The sequence below is a fragment of the Olleya sp. HaHaR_3_96 genome (assembly GCF_019278545.1).
Classification (GTDB): Bacteria; Bacteroidota; Bacteroidia; order Flavobacteriales; family Flavobacteriaceae; genus Olleya.
Window position 1 is genome coordinate 1,114,056 of the sequence record NZ_CP058987.1, and the last position, 22,247, is coordinate 1,136,302.

At 33.3% G+C, this 22,247-nt stretch carries 20 protein-coding genes; 8 read left to right on the plus strand and 12 right to left on the minus strand.

The window, feature by feature from the left end:
- Window positions 1-64: 64 nt before the first annotated feature.
- From H0I26_RS04740 to aat, 3 genes are all read left to right on the plus strand, one after another.
- The gene (locus tag H0I26_RS04740) at window positions 65-919 is read left to right on the plus strand and encodes a flavin reductase family protein (RefSeq protein WP_218701244.1); all 855 of its coding nucleotides are present in this window, start codon (window positions 65-67) and stop codon (window positions 917-919) included.
- Window positions 920-964: 45 nt separating this feature from the next.
- Window positions 965-1,342, plus strand: a complete 378-nt coding sequence (locus H0I26_RS04745) for a DUF3127 domain-containing protein (protein ID WP_090838270.1) — start codon at window positions 965-967, stop codon at window positions 1,340-1,342.
- 132 nt (window positions 1,343-1,474) lie between these two features.
- Window positions 1,475-2,101, plus strand: a complete 627-nt coding sequence (gene aat, locus H0I26_RS04750) for a leucyl/phenylalanyl-tRNA--protein transferase (protein WP_218701245.1) — start codon at window positions 1,475-1,477, stop codon at window positions 2,099-2,101.
- Here aat and H0I26_RS04755 read toward each other — a convergent pair.
- Window positions 2,098-2,661: a DNA-3-methyladenine glycosylase I gene (locus H0I26_RS04755; protein WP_218701246.1), complete on the minus strand. Its 564-nt coding sequence runs from the start codon at window positions 2,659-2,661 to the stop codon at window positions 2,098-2,100. The two genes, aat and H0I26_RS04755, sit on opposite strands and share 4 nt — an antisense overlap.
- 78 nt (window positions 2,662-2,739) lie before the next feature.
- Between H0I26_RS04755 and H0I26_RS04760 the strand changes: the two genes are divergently transcribed.
- Window positions 2,740-3,357: a thioredoxin family protein gene (locus H0I26_RS04760; protein WP_218701247.1), complete on the plus strand. Its 618-nt coding sequence runs from the start codon at window positions 2,740-2,742 to the stop codon at window positions 3,355-3,357.
- Between the two features lie 177 nt (window positions 3,358-3,534).
- Here the strand turns inward: H0I26_RS04760 and H0I26_RS04765 are convergent, their stop codons facing one another.
- The 6 genes from H0I26_RS04765 to H0I26_RS04790 all read right to left on the minus strand — a co-directional run bounded on the left by H0I26_RS04765 (window position 3,535) and on the right by H0I26_RS04790 (window position 7,392).
- Window positions 3,535-4,272, minus strand: coding sequence for an energy transducer TonB (locus H0I26_RS04765; RefSeq protein WP_218701248.1), 738 nt, complete (start codon window positions 4,270-4,272; stop codon window positions 3,535-3,537).
- Between the two features lie 82 nt (window positions 4,273-4,354).
- On the minus strand, window positions 4,355-5,050 hold the full coding sequence (gene truB, locus H0I26_RS04770; RefSeq protein WP_218701249.1) for a tRNA pseudouridine(55) synthase TruB: 696 nt from the start codon (window positions 5,048-5,050) through the stop codon (window positions 4,355-4,357).
- Between the two features lie 4 nt (window positions 5,051-5,054).
- A complete protein-coding gene (locus H0I26_RS04775) occupies window positions 5,055-5,849 on the minus strand; it encodes an undecaprenyl-diphosphate phosphatase (RefSeq protein ID WP_101016413.1) in 795 nt (264 codons plus the stop codon).
- Window positions 5,850-5,938: 89 nt separating this feature from the next.
- Window positions 5,939-6,199, minus strand: coding sequence for a DUF3098 domain-containing protein (locus H0I26_RS04780; protein WP_256935263.1), 261 nt, complete (start codon window positions 6,197-6,199; stop codon window positions 5,939-5,941).
- Between the two features lie 43 nt (window positions 6,200-6,242).
- Window positions 6,243-6,386 (minus strand): hypothetical protein, encoded by a 144-nt coding sequence (locus H0I26_RS04785; RefSeq protein ID WP_218701250.1) that lies wholly within the window; start codon window positions 6,384-6,386, stop codon window positions 6,243-6,245.
- A 130-nt stretch (window positions 6,387-6,516) separates the two neighbouring features.
- The gene (locus tag H0I26_RS04790; RefSeq protein WP_101016415.1) at window positions 6,517-7,392 is read right to left on the minus strand and encodes a cell division protein FtsX; all 876 of its coding nucleotides are present in this window, start codon (window positions 7,390-7,392) and stop codon (window positions 6,517-6,519) included.
- 139 nt (window positions 7,393-7,531) lie between these two features.
- Between H0I26_RS04790 and H0I26_RS04795 the strand changes: the two genes are divergently transcribed.
- The 3 genes from H0I26_RS04795 (at window position 7,532) to H0I26_RS04805 (ending at window position 13,801) form a co-directional block, all read left to right on the plus strand.
- Window positions 7,532-10,699, plus strand: coding sequence for a leucine--tRNA ligase (locus H0I26_RS04795; protein ID WP_218701251.1), 3,168 nt, complete (start codon window positions 7,532-7,534; stop codon window positions 10,697-10,699).
- Between the two features lie 1,067 nt (window positions 10,700-11,766).
- Window positions 11,767-12,069, plus strand: coding sequence for a DUF6370 family protein (locus H0I26_RS04800; RefSeq protein WP_218701252.1), 303 nt, complete (start codon window positions 11,767-11,769; stop codon window positions 12,067-12,069).
- A gap of 775 nt (window positions 12,070-12,844) precedes the next feature.
- Window positions 12,845-13,801, plus strand: coding sequence for a hypothetical protein (locus tag H0I26_RS04805; protein WP_218701253.1), 957 nt, complete (start codon window positions 12,845-12,847; stop codon window positions 13,799-13,801).
- A 122-nt stretch (window positions 13,802-13,923) separates the two neighbouring features.
- On the opposite strand, the gene H0I26_RS04810 is transcribed toward H0I26_RS04805, so the two are convergent.
- Complete coding sequence (locus H0I26_RS04810; protein WP_218701254.1) at window positions 13,924-15,294, minus strand: TlpA family protein disulfide reductase; 1,371 nt, start codon at window positions 15,292-15,294, stop codon at window positions 13,924-13,926.
- Window positions 15,295-15,326: 32 nt separating this feature from the next.
- Window positions 15,327-18,665, minus strand: a complete 3,339-nt coding sequence (gene mfd, locus H0I26_RS04815; protein WP_218701255.1) for a transcription-repair coupling factor — start codon at window positions 18,663-18,665, stop codon at window positions 15,327-15,329.
- Between the two features lie 262 nt (window positions 18,666-18,927).
- Between mfd and H0I26_RS04820 the strand changes: the two genes are divergently transcribed.
- A complete protein-coding gene (locus H0I26_RS04820; RefSeq protein WP_218701256.1) occupies window positions 18,928-19,359 on the plus strand; it encodes a TerB family tellurite resistance protein in 432 nt (143 codons plus the stop codon).
- A gap of 50 nt (window positions 19,360-19,409) precedes the next feature.
- Here H0I26_RS04820 and H0I26_RS04825 read toward each other — a convergent pair whose 3' ends face one another.
- From H0I26_RS04825 to H0I26_RS04835, 3 genes are read right to left on the minus strand one after another with little or no spacing between them, the layout of a single operon-like run.
- Complete coding sequence (locus tag H0I26_RS04825; protein WP_218701257.1) at window positions 19,410-20,933, minus strand: ATP-binding protein; 1,524 nt, start codon at window positions 20,931-20,933, stop codon at window positions 19,410-19,412.
- A 10-nt stretch (window positions 20,934-20,943) separates the two neighbouring features.
- A complete protein-coding gene (locus H0I26_RS04830; protein WP_218701258.1) occupies window positions 20,944-21,438 on the minus strand; it encodes a Rab family GTPase in 495 nt (164 codons plus the stop codon).
- Entirely contained in the window at window positions 21,425-22,243 is an 819-nt protein-coding gene (locus H0I26_RS04835) for a cell envelope biogenesis protein OmpA (RefSeq protein ID WP_218701259.1), read from the minus strand. Before H0I26_RS04835 ends, H0I26_RS04830 begins: the two co-directional genes overlap by 14 nt.
- Between the last annotated feature and the right edge of the window lie 4 nt (window positions 22,244-22,247).

The window sequence follows — 22,247 nt, forward strand, 5'->3', positions numbered from 1 at the left end:
ACTAGTAATTACCTTTTAGTTGGTTCTTAGATTATGTATTTTTGTGTAAATTAAATTGTCAACTATGTTATCTTTTACTCCTCAAGAATTTTCGACTGCTAAATTACATGGGTATTTACTTAGCGCTGTGGCTCCTAGGCCAATTGCCTTTGCAAGTACAATAGATGCCGATGGTAATCCAAACTTGTCACCGTTTAGTTTTTTTAATGTTTTTAGTGCCAATCCACCTATTTTAATTTTTTCGCCAGCAAGACGTGTTCGAGACAATACAACAAAGCATACCTTGCATAATGCAGAGATAACTAAGGAGGTTGTAATTAATGTTGTTAATTATGACATTGTACAACAGATGTCCTTAAGTAGTACAGAATATGCAGAAGGTGTTAACGAGTTTGATAAGGCTGGTTTAACGATGCTTAAATCAGATTTAGTAAAACCATTCAGGGTTGCAGAAAGTCCTGTGCAAATGGAGTGTAAGGTTAACGAGATTGTAAAGTTAGGAACGGAAGGAGGAGCAGGAAATTTAATAATCTGTGAAGTGGTAAAAATGCATGTTTCTGAAGCTGTTTTAGATGAAAACGGGGCAATTGACCAAAATAAATTGGACTTAGTATCAAGAGCAGGAGGTAGCTATTATAGTCGCGCTAAATCTGGTTTTTTCGAAATACCAAAACCGCTATCGACATTAGGAATAGGTGTTGATGCTTTGCCAAAAGAGATCAGAGAAAGTGCTGTTTTAACAGGGAATGATTTGGGACTTTTAGGGAATGTTGAAAACTTACCTGAGGAAAAAAGCATTTTGGCTTTTAAAAACCAACATAATTTAAGTTCTTTGTCGACTGATAAAAAACATCAAAAGGCAAAAGACTTTTTGAGTTTTAATGATGTGGAAAGTGCCTGGAAAGTATTATTATCGTAAATTAACGATATCAGATTAGACGAATATTTAATAATTATATAGAAAATGGAAGTACAAGGGAAAGTTAAGTTAGTAGGAGAAACACAAAGTTTTGGTAGCAACGGGTTTAGAAAAAGAGAGTTAGTAGTAACTACAGAAGAACAATATCCACAACATATTTTAGTAGAGTTTGTTCAAGATAAATGTGATTTATTAAACAATTACCAGGTAGGACAAGATGTTAAGGTAAACATCAATTTACGTGGTAGAGAATGGGTTAATCCTCAAGGAGAAACTAAATATTTTAACTCGATCCAAGGATGGAGAATTGAAGGAGTACAAGCTGGAGCAGCACCTCAAGGTATGCCAGAAGTGCCACCAGCACAAGCTTTTGAGCCTGCTAAAGATGTTAAATCTGAAGATCACGACGATTTACCATTCTAGTATGATCGGTTCTGTTTAAACAGAATGCTTATAAATATAACCTCAATACATCATGCTATTGAGGTTTTTTTATTTTATACCTTTATCTTTTTTGCTTTGTATTTATGCAATAGCTTATAATGCACGTTATATATGGACTTTTTAAATAACAACAATAGCTTTCCTGATGTATCCAAAGCAACCGAAGACGGTTTATTGGCGGTTGGGGGAGACTTAAGTGCGGTACGTTTATTGTCAGCTTATAAAAAAGGTGTTTTCCCTTGGTTTGAAGACGATAACACTATTTTATGGTGGTCTCCGGACCCTAGATTTGTATTGTTTCCTGAAGATTTAAAGGTCTCTAAAAGTATGAGGCAAGTATTGCGTAATTCTGATTTTGAAGTCACGGTTAATAAGGACTTTGCAGCTGTGATTAAAGCTTGCGCGGCTTCTAAAAGACCGGGGCAAGATGATACTTGGATTACTAAAGGAATGATAGAAGCATACACGAAACTTAACGCACTAGGGTATGCAAAATCTATTGAGGTTTGGCTAGATAACGCATTAGTTGGTGGTTTGTATGGTGTCGATTTGGGTAATGGTGTTTTTTGTGGAGAGAGTATGTTTACAAAGGTTAGTAATGCGAGTAAAGTAGGCTTTATTAGTTTTGTTCAAAATACAGATTACAAACTTATAGATTGCCAGGTGTATACTAACCATTTGGAGAGTTTAGGAGCCATTGATATTTCTCGAGATCAGTTTTTGGGATATTTAGGTTAGACTTGGTTATACCTGAAGCAACCAGTTTCATGGTCGTTAACCATTCCAACAGCTTGCATAAAGGCGTATATAACGGTTGAGCCTACAAACTTAAAACCTCGTTTTTTTAAATCTTTACTTAATGCATCACTTAAAGGTGTGTTTGCAGGGGCGTCTTTATAGTATTCAACTTTATTTTTGATTGGTTTTTCATTTACATAAGCCCATAAATAAGTGCTAAAACTTCCAAACTCTTGTTGGATGTCCATAAATAATTGGGCATTGGTAATTGTTGCATTGACCTTTAACTTATTTCTGATAATACCAGCATTTTGGAGTAATTCAGCTTTTTTCGTGTCATTATATTTTGCTATTTTTTTATAATCAAATTGATCAAAAGCATCAAAAAAATTATTGCGTTTGCGTAAAATGGTAATCCAGCTCAAACCGGCTTGAAAGGTTTCTAAAATTAAAAACTCGAAAAGTGTGGCATCATCGTAGACAGGGGTTCCCCATTCTTGATCATGATACGCCTCGTAAAGCGTGTCTCCAACACACCATCCACATTTATGTTTTGTCATTGTAAGGTTTTTTTTATAATCTCTACTAATGTAACAACAGTAACTTAAAAATCATAATAGTTACTGTATTTTTATACAATGGAAACAACAACACACTCAGACATTAAACAAATTATAAAGGATAGCTTAACAAAAAGTATGAGTTATGCCGAGTATAGAACTTTAGTTTCGACTTTAGTCGAAAGCAATTCTAACACAGGAAACGAAGTTACTGAAGCTTTAGCAAATTATACCATGCTAAATGATAGACGTATGAAGCGTTGGGATAAAACGGTTAAGATAGATGAAGGGGTAACAGACTCCATTAAAAATAAAACATTAAACCAAACATGGGTTATCATTACCGAAAGTTGGTGTGGAGATGCTGCGCATGTTATGCCAGTAATTAATAAGATAGCATCACTAAATGGCGGTATTAGCTTTAGAGTGGTCTTAAGAGATCAAAATGAACTATTGATGGATCAGTTTTTAACCAATGGTTCAAGGTCTATTGCTAAGTTAATTGTTCTGGATAATGCAAGTGAAGAGGTTATAGCAACTTACGGCCCAAGACCAACTACAGCTACTGCTTTGGTTAATGATTATAAGGCAAAACATGGTGGTTTAACACCAGAGTTTAAAGAAGAATTACAAAAATGGTATAATAAAGATAAAGGACAAACCGTTATTGCCGACTTAGTTCCTTTATTAGGTTAAAAAAAATAGTTGATTTAATTCAACCACTTTAATTTTAGTTTAAGGACTTTAGTCTTATTGGGTAGAATTAAGTAAAACAAACGCTCCTCTTATTTGTTTAAGAGGAGCGTTTGTTTTATCCTTCATTGAAAGATAGGAAAACATGTTTTTATAGAATTATAAAACTGAGTTGTATTTTTATTTTCCTTTAAACTCAAAAGTAATAGACCCTGTTTGTTTAGGTTTTGACGAGTTATCAAACTTGGCTTCTTTTGCGTATTCTAAAGCATGTTCTTTTAGGCAAGCATTTTTTGAAGTAGACGATTTACTGATAGCGGCATTAATAACAGTTCCGTTATTATTTACAGTAATATTTACCACTATTTTACCTTTAGCATCACATAAGTAAATTGGGATGGGTAAAGATTTATCTGTTCTTCCTTCTAAAGAGTAGTAAATAGAACTGTTGGTGTTTGCAAGGTTACTTTGTTTTGTGCTTTTACTTTGAGAACTTTTATTCAAGATGTCATTAACACTATTAAAATCAGTTAACGTTTTTTCTGAAATTGACGAATTACCAGTGGTTTTTTCAGAAGATTCTTCTTCTTCAATACTATTTTTATAAGTTTCTAATTTAGGATTGCTATAGTCTTCCGGAGGCGCAATGGGCTTATAGGCGTCTGCGTAATGTTCGAAATTTTCAGATTTATTAAAGGCTTTGTTTGTTGATTGGCTACTTTCTTGGAGCGCAAGATCTTCTTCTGTTATATCTTCTACATCGTCGGGCATAACCTCTGCAACCATCTCAATCTCATACCCAGTTTCGCCTTTGTCAGAATTCATTTTAAGAGCCGTCATATTTATCAAGGACAGGATTAAAGTCCCTGTAATTAATAAAGTAATAGCTAGCGCTTTTTGAGAATTGTTAAGTGTCATTTAAGATGGTATCAAATAAATATAAAGGTGTCCAGAGTGTTAGTATGTTATATACGTCTGCTAACCTTGTAAAGGTTGTAAATTAATCTTTTTTCGAGAGTTTTTTGATAAAATCGTCTATGGAAAGCCCGTCTTTAACATCAAAATCGCCAATTTTAGTGCGACGTAAAGCTGATAAGTGACCACCAGAATTTAGCGCTTTTCCAAAATCGTTTGCTAAAGATCGGATATAAGTTCCTTTACTACAAACCGCTCTAAAGTCTATATTAAGGCCGTCAATTTTGGTAATCTCAAATTGCTCGATAGTTATTTTTCTAGATTTGATGTCTACAGTTTCTCCAGCTCTTGCGTATTCATATAATCGCTTACCATCTTTTTTAAGTGCGGAAAATATCGGAGGAAATTGATCAATCTCTCCAATAAATTGTTGGGTAGTATCGTGTATTAGTTGCGTTGTGATATGAGCAGTTTCAAAAGTATCATTAATTTCGGTTTCTAAATCGTAAGACGGTGTTGTGCTACCTAATACAATAGTCCCTGTGTATTCCTTAATTTGACCTTGAAAAGAATCGATTTGTTTAGTCATCTTACCAGTACAAATGACTAATAATCCTGTTGCTAAAGGATCTAAAGTTCCTGCATGGCCAACCTTAATTTTTTTTATATTGAAAGCTTGACGTATTTCCCAGCGTAATTTATTTACAGCCTGAAAAGAAGTCCATTGTAAAGGTTTGTCTATTAATAATACTTGTCCAGCTTGATAGTCGTCTCCAGTCATTTGTTTAGTTTGTAAAAGAAAAAATGATAGCAATTACTCCAACAATAGCGCAGTAAATAGCAAAATATGATAATTTACTTTTTTTAACTAGACTAATCATCCAAGTACAAGCAAATAGACCTGCAACAAAAGCGGCAATAAAGCCTGCTGACATTGCAGTTATGTTTTGACTTTCAAAACTAAGATCACCTCCTAAAATATCTTTAGCTATTTTTCCAAAAATTAATGGGACTACCATTAAAAAAGAAAAGCGAGCCGCTTTTGTTTTATCGTTTCCTAATAGTACAGAGGTCGATATAGTCGCGCCGCTTCTGGAAATACCAGGCAACATTGCTATTGCTTGAGAGATGCCAATTATAAAAGCATTTTTAAAAGAGACATTTTTTGTTGTATTTTTAGCTTTGTCAGCAAAAAAGAGAAGGACAGCTGTAACTAATAACATGCAACCTACTAATAGGATACTACCTCCAAATAGTTGTTCTAGTTGGTCTTCAAAAAACAAACCTACTAAAACAGCAGGAAGCATTGATACTATAATTTTTGTTACAAACTTGGTGTCATCATTCCATTTAAAAGAAAATAATCCTTTTAGAATTTCTAAAATATCTTTTCTAAAAATAACAATAGTACTAAGTGCTGTTGCAAAGTGAAGTACTACTGTAAACAAAAGGCTTTCTTCAGGTATACTGTTATCACCTAAAATAGCTTTACCTAATTCTAAGTGACCACTTGAAGATACAGGAAGAAACTCGGTTAATCCCTGTATAATACCTAATATAATTGAGTCGATAATATCCATGCGACAAAAGTATTAAAATACTATGACCAATTGATAATTTGGAGTTTAAATTTAATAAGGAAACTCTGTTAAGAGTTATTGATATGTGTTTAGTCCTTTTTTGGACTTGACAGGATAGCATATACCTGCACACCAAAACCAATAATAACCAAAGCTGGAGCAAGACGTATACGTCTCCAGCTAAAAATAGCATCACTAAAGACATTAGGGTCATCACTACCACCACCAGACATCAAAATAAATCCTAGAGCAATACTACCTAAGCCAATAAACATAAATTTATAATTATGCTTACCAAATAAAGGTTGTGGGCTTACAATAAGCTTTTCGTTTTTAGTTTTTTGTCTCAATGTATTGATGGTGTTAAGTTATTACAAATTTAAACTTTTTAAGTTAATCGTTAATAAATTTAATGTGTTGTTTTTTTACAAGTGCTTTTTCTACTTGTGCAACTTTAGTTTCAAATTTAGGTGTAGATGTTGCTATATAAGCAACAATAGCGACCATACCTATAAATACAAATGTGATTCGTTTCATAATCGTTAGTTTTAGATTAAATAATCAGTTAGAGTATTAATTGGTCAATAGCGAATTGTTTTATTGGTTGAGTAAATATAATGTGGTTAAGTGTAAAGTAATGTTAATGATTTAGTTAAACAATGTTAAGTTAATACAGTTGGTCTGTTTTTAGATTCAAAAAACGCTGCGTCGCAAAATGAGTGCTTATCCATGTAATAATAATACCTAATAAGAAGATTATTAAAAATAACCCTCCAATTAATATTGGGCTTTGGCGTAAATTTAATTCAGGAAAAGCTTTGTCGACGTAAAATACAATAAATCCTAAACCTATTAAGGCTATAATTGCACCTAAAACACCAAGTTTAATACTTTTCCAAACAAAAGGGCGACGTATAAAGCGTTTGGTTGCACCCACCATTTGCATAGTTTTAATAGTAAATCGTTTGGCATAAACAGATAATCTAATGGAGCTATTAATAAGTAACACTGCGATTAAAGTAAAAATGGCACTTAGCAATAAGACCCAAAAGCTTATTTTCTTTACGCGGCTATTCATTAAGGTGACTAAGTCTTTGTCGTACCTAACCTCGTCAACAAAGCCTTTTTCTAAAGCCGTTTCTGCTAATTCTTCTAATTTTTCAGAAGTTACAAAATCAGCTTTTAAGTTAACATCAATATTATTCTGTAAAGGATTAAAACCTAAAAAAGCCATAAAATCTTCGCCGTTTTCCGCTTTCATAGACTCGGCAGCTTGCTCTTTAGAGATATAAACAGTCGATTTTACGTAATCGGCCAACGCTAAACTTTTTTCTAGCTGTTTAACTTCGACTTCTTTGGCATTATCTTTTAAATAGATAGTAACCGTTACTTGTTCTTTAAACAAGTCTGCAACCTTTTTAGCATTTAGTACTAAAAGGCCTAGTATACCTAGTAAAAATAATACTAAAGCAATACTTAATACTACGGAAAAGTAGGATGAAATTAATCTACGTTTTTGATATCTTTCAAAAGAAGAGCTCATAAATTGATGTTAGTTTATAATGTAAAAATATAAAAGAAAAACGAAACCTATTCATATAATCTATAATTACAACGTCAAACTTTTAATAGTCTTATAATAAGTTTAAATTTGTTGCTTAATTAAGCGGAAAAACACAAAAATGCAATACCATTTTAACGACATCGAAGCCAAATGGCAAAAATATTGGGCAGAAAACCAAACGTTCAAAGCCTCAAATAATAGCGACAAACCTAAATATTATGTTTTAGACATGTTTCCTTATCCTTCTGGAGCGGGATTACACGTAGGACACCCATTAGGTTATATTGCTAGTGATATTTATGCCCGTTACAAACGTCATAAAGGTTTTAATGTATTGCATCCACAAGGTTATGATAGTTTTGGTTTGCCTGCGGAGCAATATGCTATCCAAACGGGTCAACATCCTAGAAACACTACTGAAATTAATATTGATGGTTGTTTAGATGCAAAAGGAAATATCCTAAAAAAGTATGTAAATGAAGATGGAAGTATTAAAGATACTGCACTTATAGAAAAAGGTAAGGGGCTTAGTATCAATGATAGTAACTATCAAGAAAATATAATTAAAGGATATAGACGACAATTAGATCAAATTGGTTTTTCTTTTGACTGGAGTCGTGAGGTCCGTACATCAACACCCGAATATTACAAATGGACACAATGGATTTTTATTCAATTATTTGAATCGTGGTATAATAACGATTCTAATAAGGCTGAAGACATTTCGACCTTAGTAGCTAAATTTTCTGCTGAAGGAAATGCTAAAGTCAATGCCGTTTGTGATGATACTATCGAGTCTTTTTCTGCGGAACAATGGAACGCTTTTGATTCTAAAAAACAACAAGAAATATTGTTACAGTATAGACTAACGTATTTAGCCGAAACAGAAGTAAACTGGTGTCCTGCTTTAGGAACCGTTTTAGCAAATGACGAAATCGTAAATGGTGTATCAGAACGTGGTGGTCATCCTGTAATGCGTAAAAAAATGACGCAATGGAGTATGCGTATTTCTGCTTACGCAGAACGTTTGCTGCAGGGATTAGACACTATAGATTGGACAGATTCGCTTAAAGAAAGCCAACGTAACTGGATTGGAAAATCTGTTGGAGCATCAGTGACTTTTAATGTTGTTCCAAATGTCACTCTGAGCGCAATCGAAGAGTCTCTAAAAATAGAAGTCTTCACAACAAGACCTGACACCATTTTTGGAGTTAGTTTTATGACATTGGCTCCAGAGCATGAGTTAGTGCAAACCATTACTACACCAGAACAAAAAGCTGAGGTTGAGGCTTATATTTTAGCAACCGCAAAACGTAGCGAACGCGATCGTATGGCAGATGTAAAAACCATTTCTGGTGCATTTACAGGCGCTTATGCAGAACATCCTTTTAGTAAAGAGCCCATTCCGATTTGGATTGGAGATTATGTTTTAGCAGGTTACGGTACAGGAGCAGTAATGTCTGTTCCTTGTGGTGATCAACGTGATTACGATTTTGCAAAGCACTTTAATATCGCCATTCCAAATGTATTTGAAGGGGCTGATATATCTGAAGAAGCTTTCGCCTCTAAAGATAATGTGGTAATTGCAAATAGTGATTTCCTTAACGGAATGAGCTACAAAAAAGCATCAAAACGTGCTATTTACGATTTGGAGCAAATGGGACAAGGTGAAGGAAAAACAAATTACAGATTACGTGATGCTGTGTTTTCTAGACAACGGTATTGGGGAGAACCTTTTCCAGTATACTACGTCAACGGAATGCCACAAATGATTGATAAAGCGCATTTACCAATTACATTACCTGAAGTAGAAAAATATTTACCAACCGAAACTGGAGAGCCACCATTAGGTCGTGCAGATGTTTGGGCTTGGGACACCAATACAAATACAGTGGTACCAAATGTCAACCTGAGCGCAGTCGAAGGTGAGGATAACGGGATTTACCCATTAGAACTAAACACCATGCCAGGTTGGGCAGGAAGCTCATGGTATTTCTTTAGTTATATGGAAGAAAAAGCCAAAAGAGGTGAAGACTTTGCTAGTCAAGATGCACTTAACTATTGGGAAAATGTAGATTTATATATTGGCGGTAGTGAGCATGCCACAGGACATTTATTATACTCCCGTTTTTGGACTAAGTTTTTAAAGGATAGAGCATTTGTTGGAGTAGATGAGCCTTTCAAAAAGTTGATCAATCAAGGAATGATACTTGGGACTAGTGCTTTTGTTTATGGGATTTGGTTAGAAGTAAATTACACTTCTAATAGTATGCAAAGTGATGTAAATGCTTTAAGTAAACCAAGACCCGTATCTCTAGCTATTCCTAAAGAAATGTACGATGATTATATTCAAAATAATAGAAGAGATGAACTTATTGAAGTATGGGTTCAAAAGAAAATTGAATCAATTATAACTGAATATAAATTTGATAGTAATAAAGGAGAAGTGGTTACAAAACTAACTCCTACAGTTATGTATGTTGATGTGAATTTAGTAGATGCATCAAATGAAATTAACCCAGAAGAATTTAAAAAATCAATGGATCTTTATAGAGATGTTGAATTTTTAAAAGATGATGTTTATAAAGTCGGTCGAGAAGTCGAAAAAATGTCTAAATCTAAATACAACGTGGTCAATCCAGATCAAATTGTAGAAGATTACGGAGCAGACAGTTTACGTTTATACGAAATGTTTTTAGGACCATTAGAGCAAGCTAAACCTTGGAATACAGCAGGGATTACAGGTGTACATGGTTTCTTAAAAAAACTATGGAAATTATATGTTGGAGAAGCTGGGGTAATTGTAAATGATGCATCACCAACAAAAGACAACTTAAAAACGTTACATAAAACCATTAAAAAGGTACAGGAAGATATTGAGAATTTCTCTTTTAATACGTCTGTGTCTACATTTATGATTGCTGTTAACGAGTTGACTGCTCAAAAATGTACAAGTAAAGCTGTCTTAGAACCTTTATTGGTTTTATTATCGCCTTATGCACCACATATTACGGAAGAATTATATAGTCAATTAGGTAATGATGGCTCAATTGCTACTGTACCATTTCCAATATTTGAGGCAAGTCATTTAGTCGAAAGTAGTAAGAATTACCCGATTTCGTTTAATGGAAAAATGCGTTTTACGTTGGAGTTACCAATGGATATGTCTAAAGACGAAATTGAAAAAGCAGTTATGGCTAATGAAAAAACCATTGCGCAATTGGATGGACGTACACCTAAAAAGATAATTGTAGTGCCAGGTAAAATTGTAAATATAGTTGGGTAATTAGGAGGCAAACGTCATTGCGAGGCACGAAGCAATCTCTTGATTGAGATAACTAATTAAGATAATTAATAGAACAAGATAATAGCCGCAAGAGTAATCAGTTCTCGTCAGTTCGAGAGGAATACTTTTTTAGCATTTTGTATCGAGAACTATTGTTATAAGGACATCTCGATACAATTTGTTCGTGCCTCACAAACCACTCGATGTGACGTTATGTTTATCGTTATGTTAACTTGGTCGTTTTGGTAAGTAGCGAAGTAATATATTAAAGTCTATATTAGATTGTGTAGAACAAGATAATAGCCGCAAGAGTAATCAGTTCTCGTCAGTTCGAGAGGAATACTTTTTTAGCATTTTGTATCGAGAACTATTTTAAGGGCATCTCGATACAATTTGCTCGTGCCTCACAAACCACTCGATGTGACGTTATGTTTATCGTTATGTTAACTTGGTCGTTTTGGTAAGTAGCGAAGTAATATATTAAAGTCTATATTAGATTGTGTAGAACAAGATAATAGCCGTAAGAGTAATCAGTTCTCGTCAGTTCGAGTGAAATGCTTTTTTTTAGCATTTTGTATCGAGAACTATTGTCTTAAGGACATCTGGATACAATTTGCTCGTGCCTCACAAACCACTCGATGTGACGTTATGTTTATCGTTATGTTAGCTTGGTCGTTTTGGTAAGTAGCGAAGTTATATATCAAAGTTTATATTTGATTCAGTAAGACAAGATAATAGCCGTAAGCGTAATCAGTTCTCGTCAGTTCGAGTGAAATGCTTTTTCAGCATTTTGTATCGAGAACTATTGTTTTAAGGACATCTGGATACAATTTGCTCGTGCCTCACAAACCACTCGATGTGACGTTATGTTTATCGTTATGTTAGCTTGGTCGTTTTGGTAAGTAGCGAAGTTATATATCAAAGTCTATATTAGATTGAGTAGATCAAGATAATAGCCGCAAGTGTAATCAGTTCTCGTCAGTTTGAGTGAAATGCTTTTTTAGCATTTTATTATATCGAGTAACAACATAGTAATACAATTTCAAAACAATAAAAATCCAGAAATCATGAAAAATATAAGTTTAGTTTTAGCCTTGTTTTTATGCTTAGCATGTAACAAAAAAGAAGAAGTAAAGGTTGTCGAAATTTCTTGTGGTCAGTGCCAGTTTGGCTTAACCTCTGAGGATGGTTGCAGTCTAGCTGTTAGATTGGATGACAAAGCGTATTTTGTTGATGGTGCAGCTATTGATGATTTTGGAGATGCGCACGCAGAAGGTACTGGTTTTTGCGAAGTGATTAGAAAAGCTGAGGTCACTGGAGTAGTAATGGATAATCGTTTTAAAGCAAATAGTGTTAAAATGTTAGACTAGATTTTTATTTGACCGTCATTACGAGGAACGAAGTAATCTTATAAATCGAAGAGGGGAAATATCTCGACACAATTTGCTTGTGCCTCACAAACCACTCGATGTGATGTTGTATTTATCGTTATGTTAGCTTGGTCGTTTTGGTAAGTAGCGATGTAATAACTTAAAGTGTATATTAGATTGAGTAGAACTAGATAACAGAAGTAAGAGTAATCAGTTCTCGTCAGTTCGAGTGAAATGCTTTTTCGGCATTTTGTATCGAGAACTATTGTTTTAAGGATATCTCGATACAATTAGCTCGTGCCTCACAAACCACTCGATGTGATGTTGTGTTTATCGTTATGTTGGTTTGGTAGTTATGGTAAGTATCGATGTAATATATTAAAGTCTATATTAGATTCAGTAAGACAAGATAATAGCCGCAAGTGTAATCAGTTCTCGTCAGTTCAAGTGAAATGCTTTTTCGGCATTTTGTATCGAGAACTATTGTTTTAAGGACATCTCGATACAATTTGCTCGTGCCTCACAAACCACTCGATGTGACGTTATGTTTATCGTTATGTTAGATTGGGAGTTATGGTAAGTAGTGATGTAATATCTTAAACTCTATATTAGACTGAGTAGAACAAGATAATAGCCGTAAGAGTAATCAATTCTCGTCAGTTCGAGTGAAATGCTTTTTCAGCATTTTGTATCGAGAACTATTGTTTTAAGGACATCTCAATAAAATTCACTACTGCCGAAAATTAAAAAGAACCAAGTCTGAAAAAAAAAAATTATGAAAAAGAAACTCATCTTACTACTTTTTCCTATTATAACGTGGTCACAATCTTATGTTGGTCATGTTGGTGATTTACCTATTCATTTAGAATTAGATATCGATGAAGATGATAATAATGATGGTTCAGGACAAAGGGTAGATGGCTTTTATTTTTACGATTCTAAACTAATTAGTATTCCGTTAAGAGGTGTTTTTAGTCAGGATACTATTACGGTCGTTGATGGTTGGTTCTATTCTGAAGATAAGGTTGGTGACGCCAAAGAGGTGTTTAGACTGCAAAAAACAGAGACTCAATTAACTGGTGTATTACAACTAAAAAAAGAAGAGTATGCTGTTGTTTTAACCAAAACAGAACAAGATCCCATTACTAGTTTTAGAAACCCAAAACTAACTTTTAAAAAAGATAGCGTCAGTATTTATCAAGACAAACAGTTGGTTTGGTTTCATGAGCGGTTTTCTAAGACGCAATTATTTAGATTGGGTAATGGATATACCAAAGCACAGAGAACCGTGTTTAACTCTATTTTAGACACGCTACATCTTGAAGATGCACAAGGTATGTTGGATTGTAGTTCTTTTAAATTATCAACAGTTATTAATCGTATTGATGATCACTTTATAAGCTTCACAAAATACTATAGAGTTTATTGCGGTGGTGCACATCCATCCTATGGAGGTATTGGCTATACTTTTGACTTAACAACACTTCAGGAGGTTGATAGTATTGAAACATTATATCCTGATGTTGATTTTTTTCAAGTATTGAAAACTAAGTATTTTGATTCAACTGACGAGTATCAAGATGATTGTGAAGTATTTGTAGACGAGTCCAATTGGCAATATAAACGATGGAATTTGACTGCAGAAGGAGTTTTGTTAACGCCGAATTACCCACACGTTATGAATGCTTGCGAAGAAGATTACTTTTTAAGTTATGATGAAATCAAGAACTAATAAACAATTGCATTTCAAAAGTAGATATAATAAAAAATGACAGTCAATTTAATTAAATCGACTGTCATTTTAAGCATTAAAAGAATTGAAAATTAAAAGTTACTCAAATAAATGGAAGTTACTTATTCTTTTTCTGATGGTGCTTTTTTGACCTCTTTTATAGGTTGAGGTAATGTTTTAAAATAGTCCTCAAAGGCTTTAAAATTATAAGGCTTATTGATTATTTTTTTGTGCTTATCTAAAACAAAATAACTTGGTGTTGCCTTGACATTATAGTTGTTTCCTATTGGGTTGTCCCATTTTCCTTCACCAAAAACATGATAGAATTCTGGGAATTTATAGGTCATATCTTTCCATCTGTAACGGTCTTCATCTAAGGCAATAGCTACAACCTTTAATTGGTTTTTATCTAGAGTTTTAGCTAATTTGTGTAGCTCAGGGATCTCCTCTAAACAGTGGGAACAGGTAGTGCTCCAAAAAACGACTAGATAGTTGTTAGCTTCTTCTAACTCATGCATCTTTTTTGTAGTAGCTTCACCTTCTTCATCGTAAATAATAATTTCAAAATCAGGTCCGATATTACCAACGGATGCATTTTTAAAGTAATTTAGATCGTTAACCAGTTCGGTATCGTTGGCCGCTTTTGCAATAGCTAATAAATAAGCGTTGGCAATGTGGTTAGCTACAGGCTCATCTTCTTCAATTGCAAATTGGGACCATAAAATTTCTAATAGAATTTTCTTTACTTTAGGATTGTTTCCAATGGCTTTTTCTACTGTATTAATATTAGTGATGTAGGATGCGTTTTTGTCATCGTTATCAACAAAATTAAAGACGTAATTTAAGGTCGCTTCAATTAGAAAATTCGAATTTTGAAGTATCGGATTACCAAAATTGATATGCTTAAAATAGTTGTTTTTAGCATTTTCTGTAAAGGTCTTAGCATCGATTAAATTTTCTGGAATATAAGGTTGACTGGCAGTTATAAAATTAAGGACTAATTTACCTTCAGCTGCTTTTTCAAATTCAGATTGCGTTGTTTTAAGAATTTCAATAATTTTTTTAAAATCTCTTTGTTTTTTACCTCCGGAAGTATAAAATGCATTTAGACTCTGACCAATCATAGACATACTATTGTTGTATGATATCCATAATTTGTTTTCGTCAGAGGTGACAAACTCTAAACCTTTTTCTAAATCAAAGGTCAACTCTATATCTTCATTATTATATAGAAGGTCAAAATTGTACTCATCTTGAGGTTGCGCATAAACAATACGGTAGGTTCCTGGTGCTTGATTTTTTTTCAGATTGAATACAAAACTCCCATCTTCTGAAATATCGGTATTATCCACAAAAATTGAGGTATCTGCTGTAACGTGATATAAAAACGCGAACTTAAATTGTTCTGCTGGAGTAAAAGTTCCTTTTATTGTGTTTTGTGCCACGATAAAATTGGGCAATATAGCTAATAAAAAAAATATTTTTTTATACATTATTTATGGGTTTTCTTTTATAATTTCAAAAACTATTCCAAAATTGGATTTAAGGCGTTTAGGGCCTTTTTTACTGTTTTAATGTTGTCAAAGGTAAGTAATAAACGTAAGCCATTTCTAGTCTGTTTTTCTTTCATTTTACAAGCCTGAGGGTGGGATTGCACGTATTTTAAAAGTTTGGTGAAATTAGGGCTTTGGTAAAAACTACTTTGTTGGTCATTTATAAAGTAACTAATAAGCTTACCTTGCTTCATTATTACTTTTTCCATACCTAATTTAGTCGCGATCCATTTAATGCGTACACTATTAATTAAGTCTATAACTTGGATTGGTAATTCTCCAAAACGGTCTAAAAGTTGTGTTTCAAATACTGCTAATTCAGCTTCAGTTTTGAAGTTGTTTAATTGTGTATAAAGGTTTAAACGCTCAGCAATATTATTAACATAGTCGTCAGGAAATAAAAGCTCAAAATCGGTGTCTATTGTAATATCTTTAACGTATTCTTTGTTTTCTAAAGGTTCGTTATAAAGGTCTTTAAATTCGTTTTCTTTAAGCTCTTCAATCGCCTCGTTTAATATTTTTTGGTAAGTATCAAAACCGATTTCGTTAATAAATCCGCTTTGCTCACCTCCCAATAAATCTCCGGCACCACGGATTTCTAAATCTTTCATGGCAATATTAAATCCACTACCTAGTTCTGTAAATTGTTCTAAAGCTTGGATACGTTTTCTAGCATCGTCGGTCATTGCCGAGTATTCTGGTGTTATAAAATAACAGAATGCTTTTTTGTTACTTCGTCCAACACGTCCGCGCATTTGGTGTAAGTCACTTAATCCAAAATTATTAGCGTTATTGATAAAAATAGTATTGGCATTTGGGACGTCTAATCCACTCTCTATAATGGTAGTACTAACTAAAACATCAAAATCACCATCCATAAAGCCTAGCATTAAGCTTTCTAGTTTTTTACCTTCTAATTGTCCATGTCCAATACCGATTTTTGCATCTGGTACTAAACGCTGTATCATACCAGCAACTTCTTTAATGTTTTCTATACGATTATGAATAAAAAAGATCTGGCCACCACGTTCTATTTCATAACTTACAGCATCCCTAATAGCTTCTTCTGTAAATCGTATAACATTACTTTCTATAGGATAACGATTTGGTGGAGGCGTGGTGATCACCGATAAATCTCTAGCCGCCATTAAGCTAAACTGTAATGTTCTTGGTATTGGTGTGGCCGTAAGCGTTAAAACGTCTACATTATCTTTTAAGGTTTTTAGCTTTTCTTTAACGGCAACTCCAAACTTTTGCTCTTCGTCAACAATTAGTAATCCTAAGTCTTTAAATTTCACATTTTTACTTGCTAGTTGATGCGTACCTATGATGATGTCTACATGTCCTTTTTCTAGCTTTTCTAAGGTTTCTTTTTTCTGTTTAGCTGTTCTAAAGCGGTTGACATAATCCACCGTTACAGGAAAGTCTTTTAAACGTTCTGAAAAAGTTTTATGATGTTGAAACGCTAATATGGTTGTCGGCACTAAAACAGCAACCTGTTTACCATTATCAACAGCTTTAAAGGCGGCACGTATCGCAACTTCTGTTTTTCCAAAACCAACATCACCACAAATTAAGCGATCCATTGGACGCTCACTTTCCATATCGACTTTTATGTCTGCTGTTGCGGTAATTTGGTCGGGAGTATCTTCATAAATAAAAGAAGCTTCTAATTCGTGTTGTAAATAGCTGTCCTGTTTATATTGGTATCCTTTCTCTAGCTTACGTTTAGCATATAGTTTAATTAAGTTGAAAGCAACGTGCTTAACTCTAGATTTTGTTTTTTCTTTAAGAGTTTTCCAAGCTTTACTACCTAGTTTATAAACTTTTGGTGGTTTACCATCTTTACCATTAAATTTAGTTATTTTATGAAGAGAGTGTATGCTTAAATATAAGACGTCGCGCTCTCCGTAAACCAATTTTATAGCTTCTTGTTTTTTACCTTCGACATCTATTTTTTGAAGTCCACCAAATTTTCCAATTCCATGATCTATATGTGTTACATAGTCTCCAATATCAAGATTAGTTAAGTCTTTTAAGGTGATGGCTTGCTTTTTAGCGTAACCATTTTTTACATGAAATTTATGATAGCGTTCAAAAATTTGGTGATCGGTATAAACGACTAATTTATTGTCATGATCGACAAATCCTTGGTATAATGACAATGTTATTGTTTGGTAATGTACATCTTGTTCGACATCGTCAAAAATATCATGAAAACGTTTTGCTTGTTGCTCGCTAACACAAGCAATATAATTGGTGTAATCGTTATTGTGATTACTGTTTAAATTGTCTATTAATAAATTAAACTGCTTGTTAAAAGCAGGTTGAGGCGAGGTGTTGTGTTGTATGGTTTCGGTAGTGTTAAAAACGGTATCTGTACCAAACTCTACTAAAGTAAAGTCTAGCAGTTGTTTTTTAAGTTCGGCAGCATTACAGAATAACTCTGATGGTTTTGCGTGTTTTATGTCAGGATTGAGGTTTACAAAAGCAGCAATTGCTTTATCAAAAAAGTCATCAATCCTATCAAAAGTTAAATCGAAGTTTTTACCAAAAACGACAGTTTTTTGGGCGATATATTTTAAAAAACTTTGCCTGGACTCGTCCATTAGCTTATTAGCAACGTTGGGAATAACGCTAATTTTTTTTATCTGTTCTGTTGATAATTGCGTTTCGACATCAAACGTTCTAATACTGTCTACTTCGTCTCCAAAAAACTCGATGCGATAGGGGTCGTCATGAGAAAAAGAAAAGACATCCACAATTCCACCGCGTACAGAAAATTCTCCTGGCTCTGTAACAAAATCGACACGTTTAAATTTATATTCAAACAGAATTTCGTTAACAAAATCGATAGATAAACTATCGTTTACTGTAATTTTTAGGGTATTGCGTTCTAGTTCTTTTCTGGTGACTACTTTTTCAAATAATGCATCAGGATAAGTAACTATTATTGCTGGTTTTTTACGTGAATTAATACGGTTTAAGACCTCAGAACGTAATAATACATTTGCATTATCAGTTTCTTCTATTTGATAAGGTCTACGATAACTCCCTGGATAAAAGAGGACGTCTGTTTTATTTACTAGTTGCTCTAAATCGTTGAGGTAAAAGGCAGCTTCTTCTTTATCATTAAAAATAAGTAAAAAAGGAAGGTCGCTATTTTTAAACGTTTGTGTTATAGCGTACGATAGGGAAGAGCCTACTAAACCTTTTAAATGCGTCTTACTTTGGGTTTGGGCTATAGCAGTATGAAGTTTTTGCAATTGCAAAGACTTTAAATAGGTCTGCGAGATTACGGTTTTACTCACTTAACTTTAGTTTATGCAAATATAAGCAATGCTTAAAATATTAGCTTTTAGATTTGTAAAATTTAACTTTTTAGTAGTATTGTTTAGCAGATGCGTTAAGGATGGAGTGGTTTGTTTGAGCTCCTCGCAGAGAGCGAGCCGCGAGAGCCTGTTATTTAACACCTATTAAAAGGTGTTAAGTAAACGCCCAAAAAAATAAACTTTTAATTTTAAAAGGTGTGGGGTTTAACTATATTTGCAGTCTAAAATTAAACAAAAAAGTATGTCATTTTCAGATTTATTCGATAGTGGATTTAAAAAGCGTAATGAAGATCATTTTGCTGCAATAGTACGTGTAGCCATGAGTGATGGTGTGATTAGTGAGGCTGAGAAAGCGTTTTTGGATCGTTTAGCACGTAATTTAGATATTAGTGAAGACGAGTATAAGCAGATATTGGTTGATTATAAAGAACACCCAATTAATCCGCCAACAAGTTACGATCAACGTTTAGAACGTTTATACGATTTATCAAGAATGGTATGGGCAGATCATATTGAAGGACCTAAGCAGACGGCTATTTTAGAGCGTTTGTGTGTTGGTTTAGGGTTTAAATCTAGTAATGCACAATATGTAACGCATAAAGCTTTAGAGTTGGTGCATGAAGGTGTTGATTTGGATACGTTTACTGATGAGATTAAAACAATGAACAGATAATACCTCTGTTTTATGATATAAAAAAAGCGAACTATTAAGTTCGCTTTTTTTTATTTTAAGTATTCTTCAATTTTTGTTATTAGTGTCTCCTCATCAAATGGCTTTTTTATGACGTCATTTATGCCTGCTTTTTTATACCGTTTTAAATCGTCTTTAAAAACCCTAGCCGTTAATGCTATTACAGGTACTTTTTTATGTTCACGCTCTGGCATTTGTCTGATCAGTTTGGTGATCTGGTCACCATAACTATTAGGAAGTTTAATGTCCATTAGGACTAAATCAAACTCTGAATTTTCTATTCTAGGAATCACATCTTCTCCGCGTGTTACAATATCCAAAAAGTAATTACCTCTAGACGCTAATATTTTTAAAATAGAGAGTTGTGTGATTTCTGAATCGTCAACTAATAGGATGCTGTATTTTTTGTCAGATTTTGGTTTTATAACCTTGTTTTTCTTTTTAGTTTCTAATTTGTAGTTATGGTCTAACTTAAAATTAATATTTGTAGAGAATGCACTACCTTCTCCTAAAGTCGAGTCTACATTAATAACACTATGTGATAAACTGACTAAGTGTTTTGCAATGGCTAATCCTAGTCCAGCTCCTTTGTTATAAGATTGGCTTGTGTTAAGTTGTGTGAAGCTGGTAAAAATATCGTCTACATTATCTTTATCCATTCCTATCCCTGTGTCTACAATTTGAAAGTGGATGTTGGCTTTTTGTGCTCTTATTTGATTTAATGAGACGTTAAAGGTTACTGTTCCTACTTCTGTAAATTTGATAGCATTTTCTAGTAAATTACTAAGGACTTGTCTCAGTCTTAACGTGTCACCACCAATTACTGCTGGTAGATTATCATTAAAATTAGTAATTAGTTCAATGCCTTTTTGTTCGGCTTTGATTTTAAAAAGGTGTTCTATGTCTTCTAATAATTCTCTTAAATCAAAAGGTTCAATGACAAGTTCTAACTTTCCAGCTTCAATTTTAGAGATGTCTAATATATCCTCAATTAATTGCTTTAGATAACTTGAAGACGAGTCAATTACTTTTAAATAATTAAGTTGTTCTTCATTTAAATTAGTCTTTTTTAAGATGTCCGAAAAGGTTAAAACACCAGTTAAAGGATCTCTTAATTCGTGACTAAAGTTTGCGATAAAAGCATTTTTAAACACTTCTTTTTCTTGAAGGTATTCGTTTTTTAATTCTAGAATTTGCGAATTTATTACAGATTCATTTCTTACTTGAGCAGTCGTTTGGTAATTATCGTAATGTACTGTTAGGTCTAAAATAACCACTAGAGCTGGTTTTTTGCCATCAAATGTTTTTACAATAATATCTGTAATTATTGTTTCGTTTTTTTGATTGGTCAAATGTATACAAGAGAAAACGTGTTTTTGGTTTTCTTCCTGAAGCGCAACATGTATGCTTTCAAAAAAGGGGTGAATGTTTGATATGTTTTCACCAACTATATTAGTAAAAATAATATCGTCAGATTCTTTTACAGTTCCATCTAAATCAATAACAATGTACTGATTTACAGATTGGCAATATTCTTTTTTGTAGTGCTCTAGCATTTGTTTTGGCTTATTTGGTTACGGCTTCTGCTAATTTAGTAAAAACATCCTCAACATTTTTACCTGACTTTGCACTTGTGTAAAAATCGACAAAACGTCCAAAAACATCTTTGTTTTGCTTAATAAATTCGTTTGTGACTAAATCTTTTTTGTTACCAATAACTTTTATTGGTGTTTTTGGGTAGCGGTCTTTAATATAATCTAAGTCAGATTCTAATTGTTCGTAGGTTGCTGGTCTAGTCATGTCAAACACATATAAAAAACCATTTGTACCAAGTAGGTAAGACGGTCTTGTATTTGATATGTCATCGTTTCCTTCTAAATCCCAAATGACTAGTGTAATGTCGTCATTAGTTTTAGGTAGTGTAATTTCTTTTTTTAAGACATGTACACCAATGGTTACTTTATAATCTTCACTAAAAGTGTCTTGTACAAATCGTCTTATTAAAGAAGATTTCCCTACACCAAAGTGACCAATTAGAACTATTTTTTTAGATATTTTCATTTTCAAAGTAATCTTTTAGTTTAGTGCTGAAAACCTCACTATTATTTAAATCTGTTTTGTTTATTACATTTTGTGCAAAATCTAAGAGCTTATCTTCAAGTTTGCTTCTAAATGTTGCGGTAAATGCACCTGATATTGCTACTGCAATATAATAATTTGAAAAATTTTGTAGATGTATATGGTAATTTTCATATTCGATATATTCTAGATTTTGAATACCTATAGTGAAAGCATCTTCCGCAAAACTTTTTATAGCGGTTAGCATTCCTGCCACTGTATCTTGATCTATAGTATTTGTTTTGGAGTACTCTGAGACAATTAAACCTGAGCCACTCTCAATGACCATGATTTGTTCAATTTTAGATTTAAATTGATCTTGAATTAATAAATCTCCTTCTGAAACTCCTGATTTTTTAGACCTAAATTTTCTTTTAAAACTTTTAAAGGAAAACGTGTTGTTGACACTGTTGTTAATGTTTTCAGAGAGTACTTGTATTTCTTTTTGGACGTATCGTTTTATTAACTTTCCAATAATAGGGAATAAGGCTTCAACAATGGCATCCTGAGAGTTTTTAATTTCCGATTTTAATGTTTCGGTAATTGTTGGTCCTAAGGTTTTAGGCATGTCCTTAATAAACGTTTCTAGTTTTTTGTCTAGAATAGGGTCTATATGTTCCGATAAATTATTTTGCTTAGTGATTAAATCTTCAAGCGTCTTAATTTTTTCTTCTAATGATGTCACATACTCATGCTCATCTTTAAGTAAGATGTCTCTAAGGCTTTTTAATTTATCGTCTTGATTCATTTGC

Bases quoted from the DNA above. Each gene is read 5' to 3' on its own strand.
- H0I26_RS04740 (WP_218701244.1), top strand. From the start codon at position 65: ATGTTATCTTTTACTCCTCAAGAATTTTCGACTGCTAAATTACATGGG.
- H0I26_RS04745 (WP_090838270.1), top strand. From the start codon at position 965: ATGGAAGTACAAGGGAAAGTTAAGTTAGTAGGAGAAACACAAAGTTTT.
- aat (WP_218701245.1), top strand. From the start codon at position 1,475: ATGGACTTTTTAAATAACAACAATAGCTTTCCTGATGTATCCAAAGCA.
- H0I26_RS04755 (WP_218701246.1), bottom strand. From the start codon at position 2,661: ATGACAAAACATAAATGTGGATGGTGTGTTGGAGACACGCTTTACGAG.
- H0I26_RS04760 (WP_218701247.1), top strand. From the start codon at position 2,740: ATGGAAACAACAACACACTCAGACATTAAACAAATTATAAAGGATAGC.
- H0I26_RS04765 (WP_218701248.1), bottom strand. From the start codon at position 4,272: ATGACACTTAACAATTCTCAAAAAGCGCTAGCTATTACTTTATTAATT.
- truB (WP_218701249.1), bottom strand. From the start codon at position 5,050: ATGACTGGAGACGACTATCAAGCTGGACAAGTATTATTAATAGACAAA.
- H0I26_RS04775 (WP_101016413.1), bottom strand. From the start codon at position 5,849: ATGGATATTATCGACTCAATTATATTAGGTATTATACAGGGATTAACC.
- H0I26_RS04785 (WP_218701250.1), bottom strand. From the start codon at position 6,386: ATGAAACGAATCACATTTGTATTTATAGGTATGGTCGCTATTGTTGCT.
- H0I26_RS04790 (WP_101016415.1), bottom strand. From the start codon at position 7,392: ATGAGCTCTTCTTTTGAAAGATATCAAAAACGTAGATTAATTTCATCC.
- H0I26_RS04795 (WP_218701251.1), top strand. From the start codon at position 7,532: ATGCAATACCATTTTAACGACATCGAAGCCAAATGGCAAAAATATTGG.
- H0I26_RS04800 (WP_218701252.1), top strand. From the start codon at position 11,767: ATGAAAAATATAAGTTTAGTTTTAGCCTTGTTTTTATGCTTAGCATGT.
- H0I26_RS04805 (WP_218701253.1), top strand. From the start codon at position 12,845: ATGAAAAAGAAACTCATCTTACTACTTTTTCCTATTATAACGTGGTCA.
- H0I26_RS04810 (WP_218701254.1), bottom strand. From the start codon at position 15,294: ATGTATAAAAAAATATTTTTTTTATTAGCTATATTGCCCAATTTTATC.
- H0I26_RS04820 (WP_218701256.1), top strand. From the start codon at position 18,928: ATGTCATTTTCAGATTTATTCGATAGTGGATTTAAAAAGCGTAATGAA.
- H0I26_RS04825 (WP_218701257.1), bottom strand. From the start codon at position 20,933: ATGCTAGAGCACTACAAAAAAGAATATTGCCAATCTGTAAATCAGTAC.
- H0I26_RS04830 (WP_218701258.1), bottom strand. From the start codon at position 21,438: ATGAAAATATCTAAAAAAATAGTTCTAATTGGTCACTTTGGTGTAGGG.
- H0I26_RS04835 (WP_218701259.1), bottom strand. From the start codon at position 22,243: ATGAATCAAGACGATAAATTAAAAAGCCTTAGAGACATCTTACTTAAA.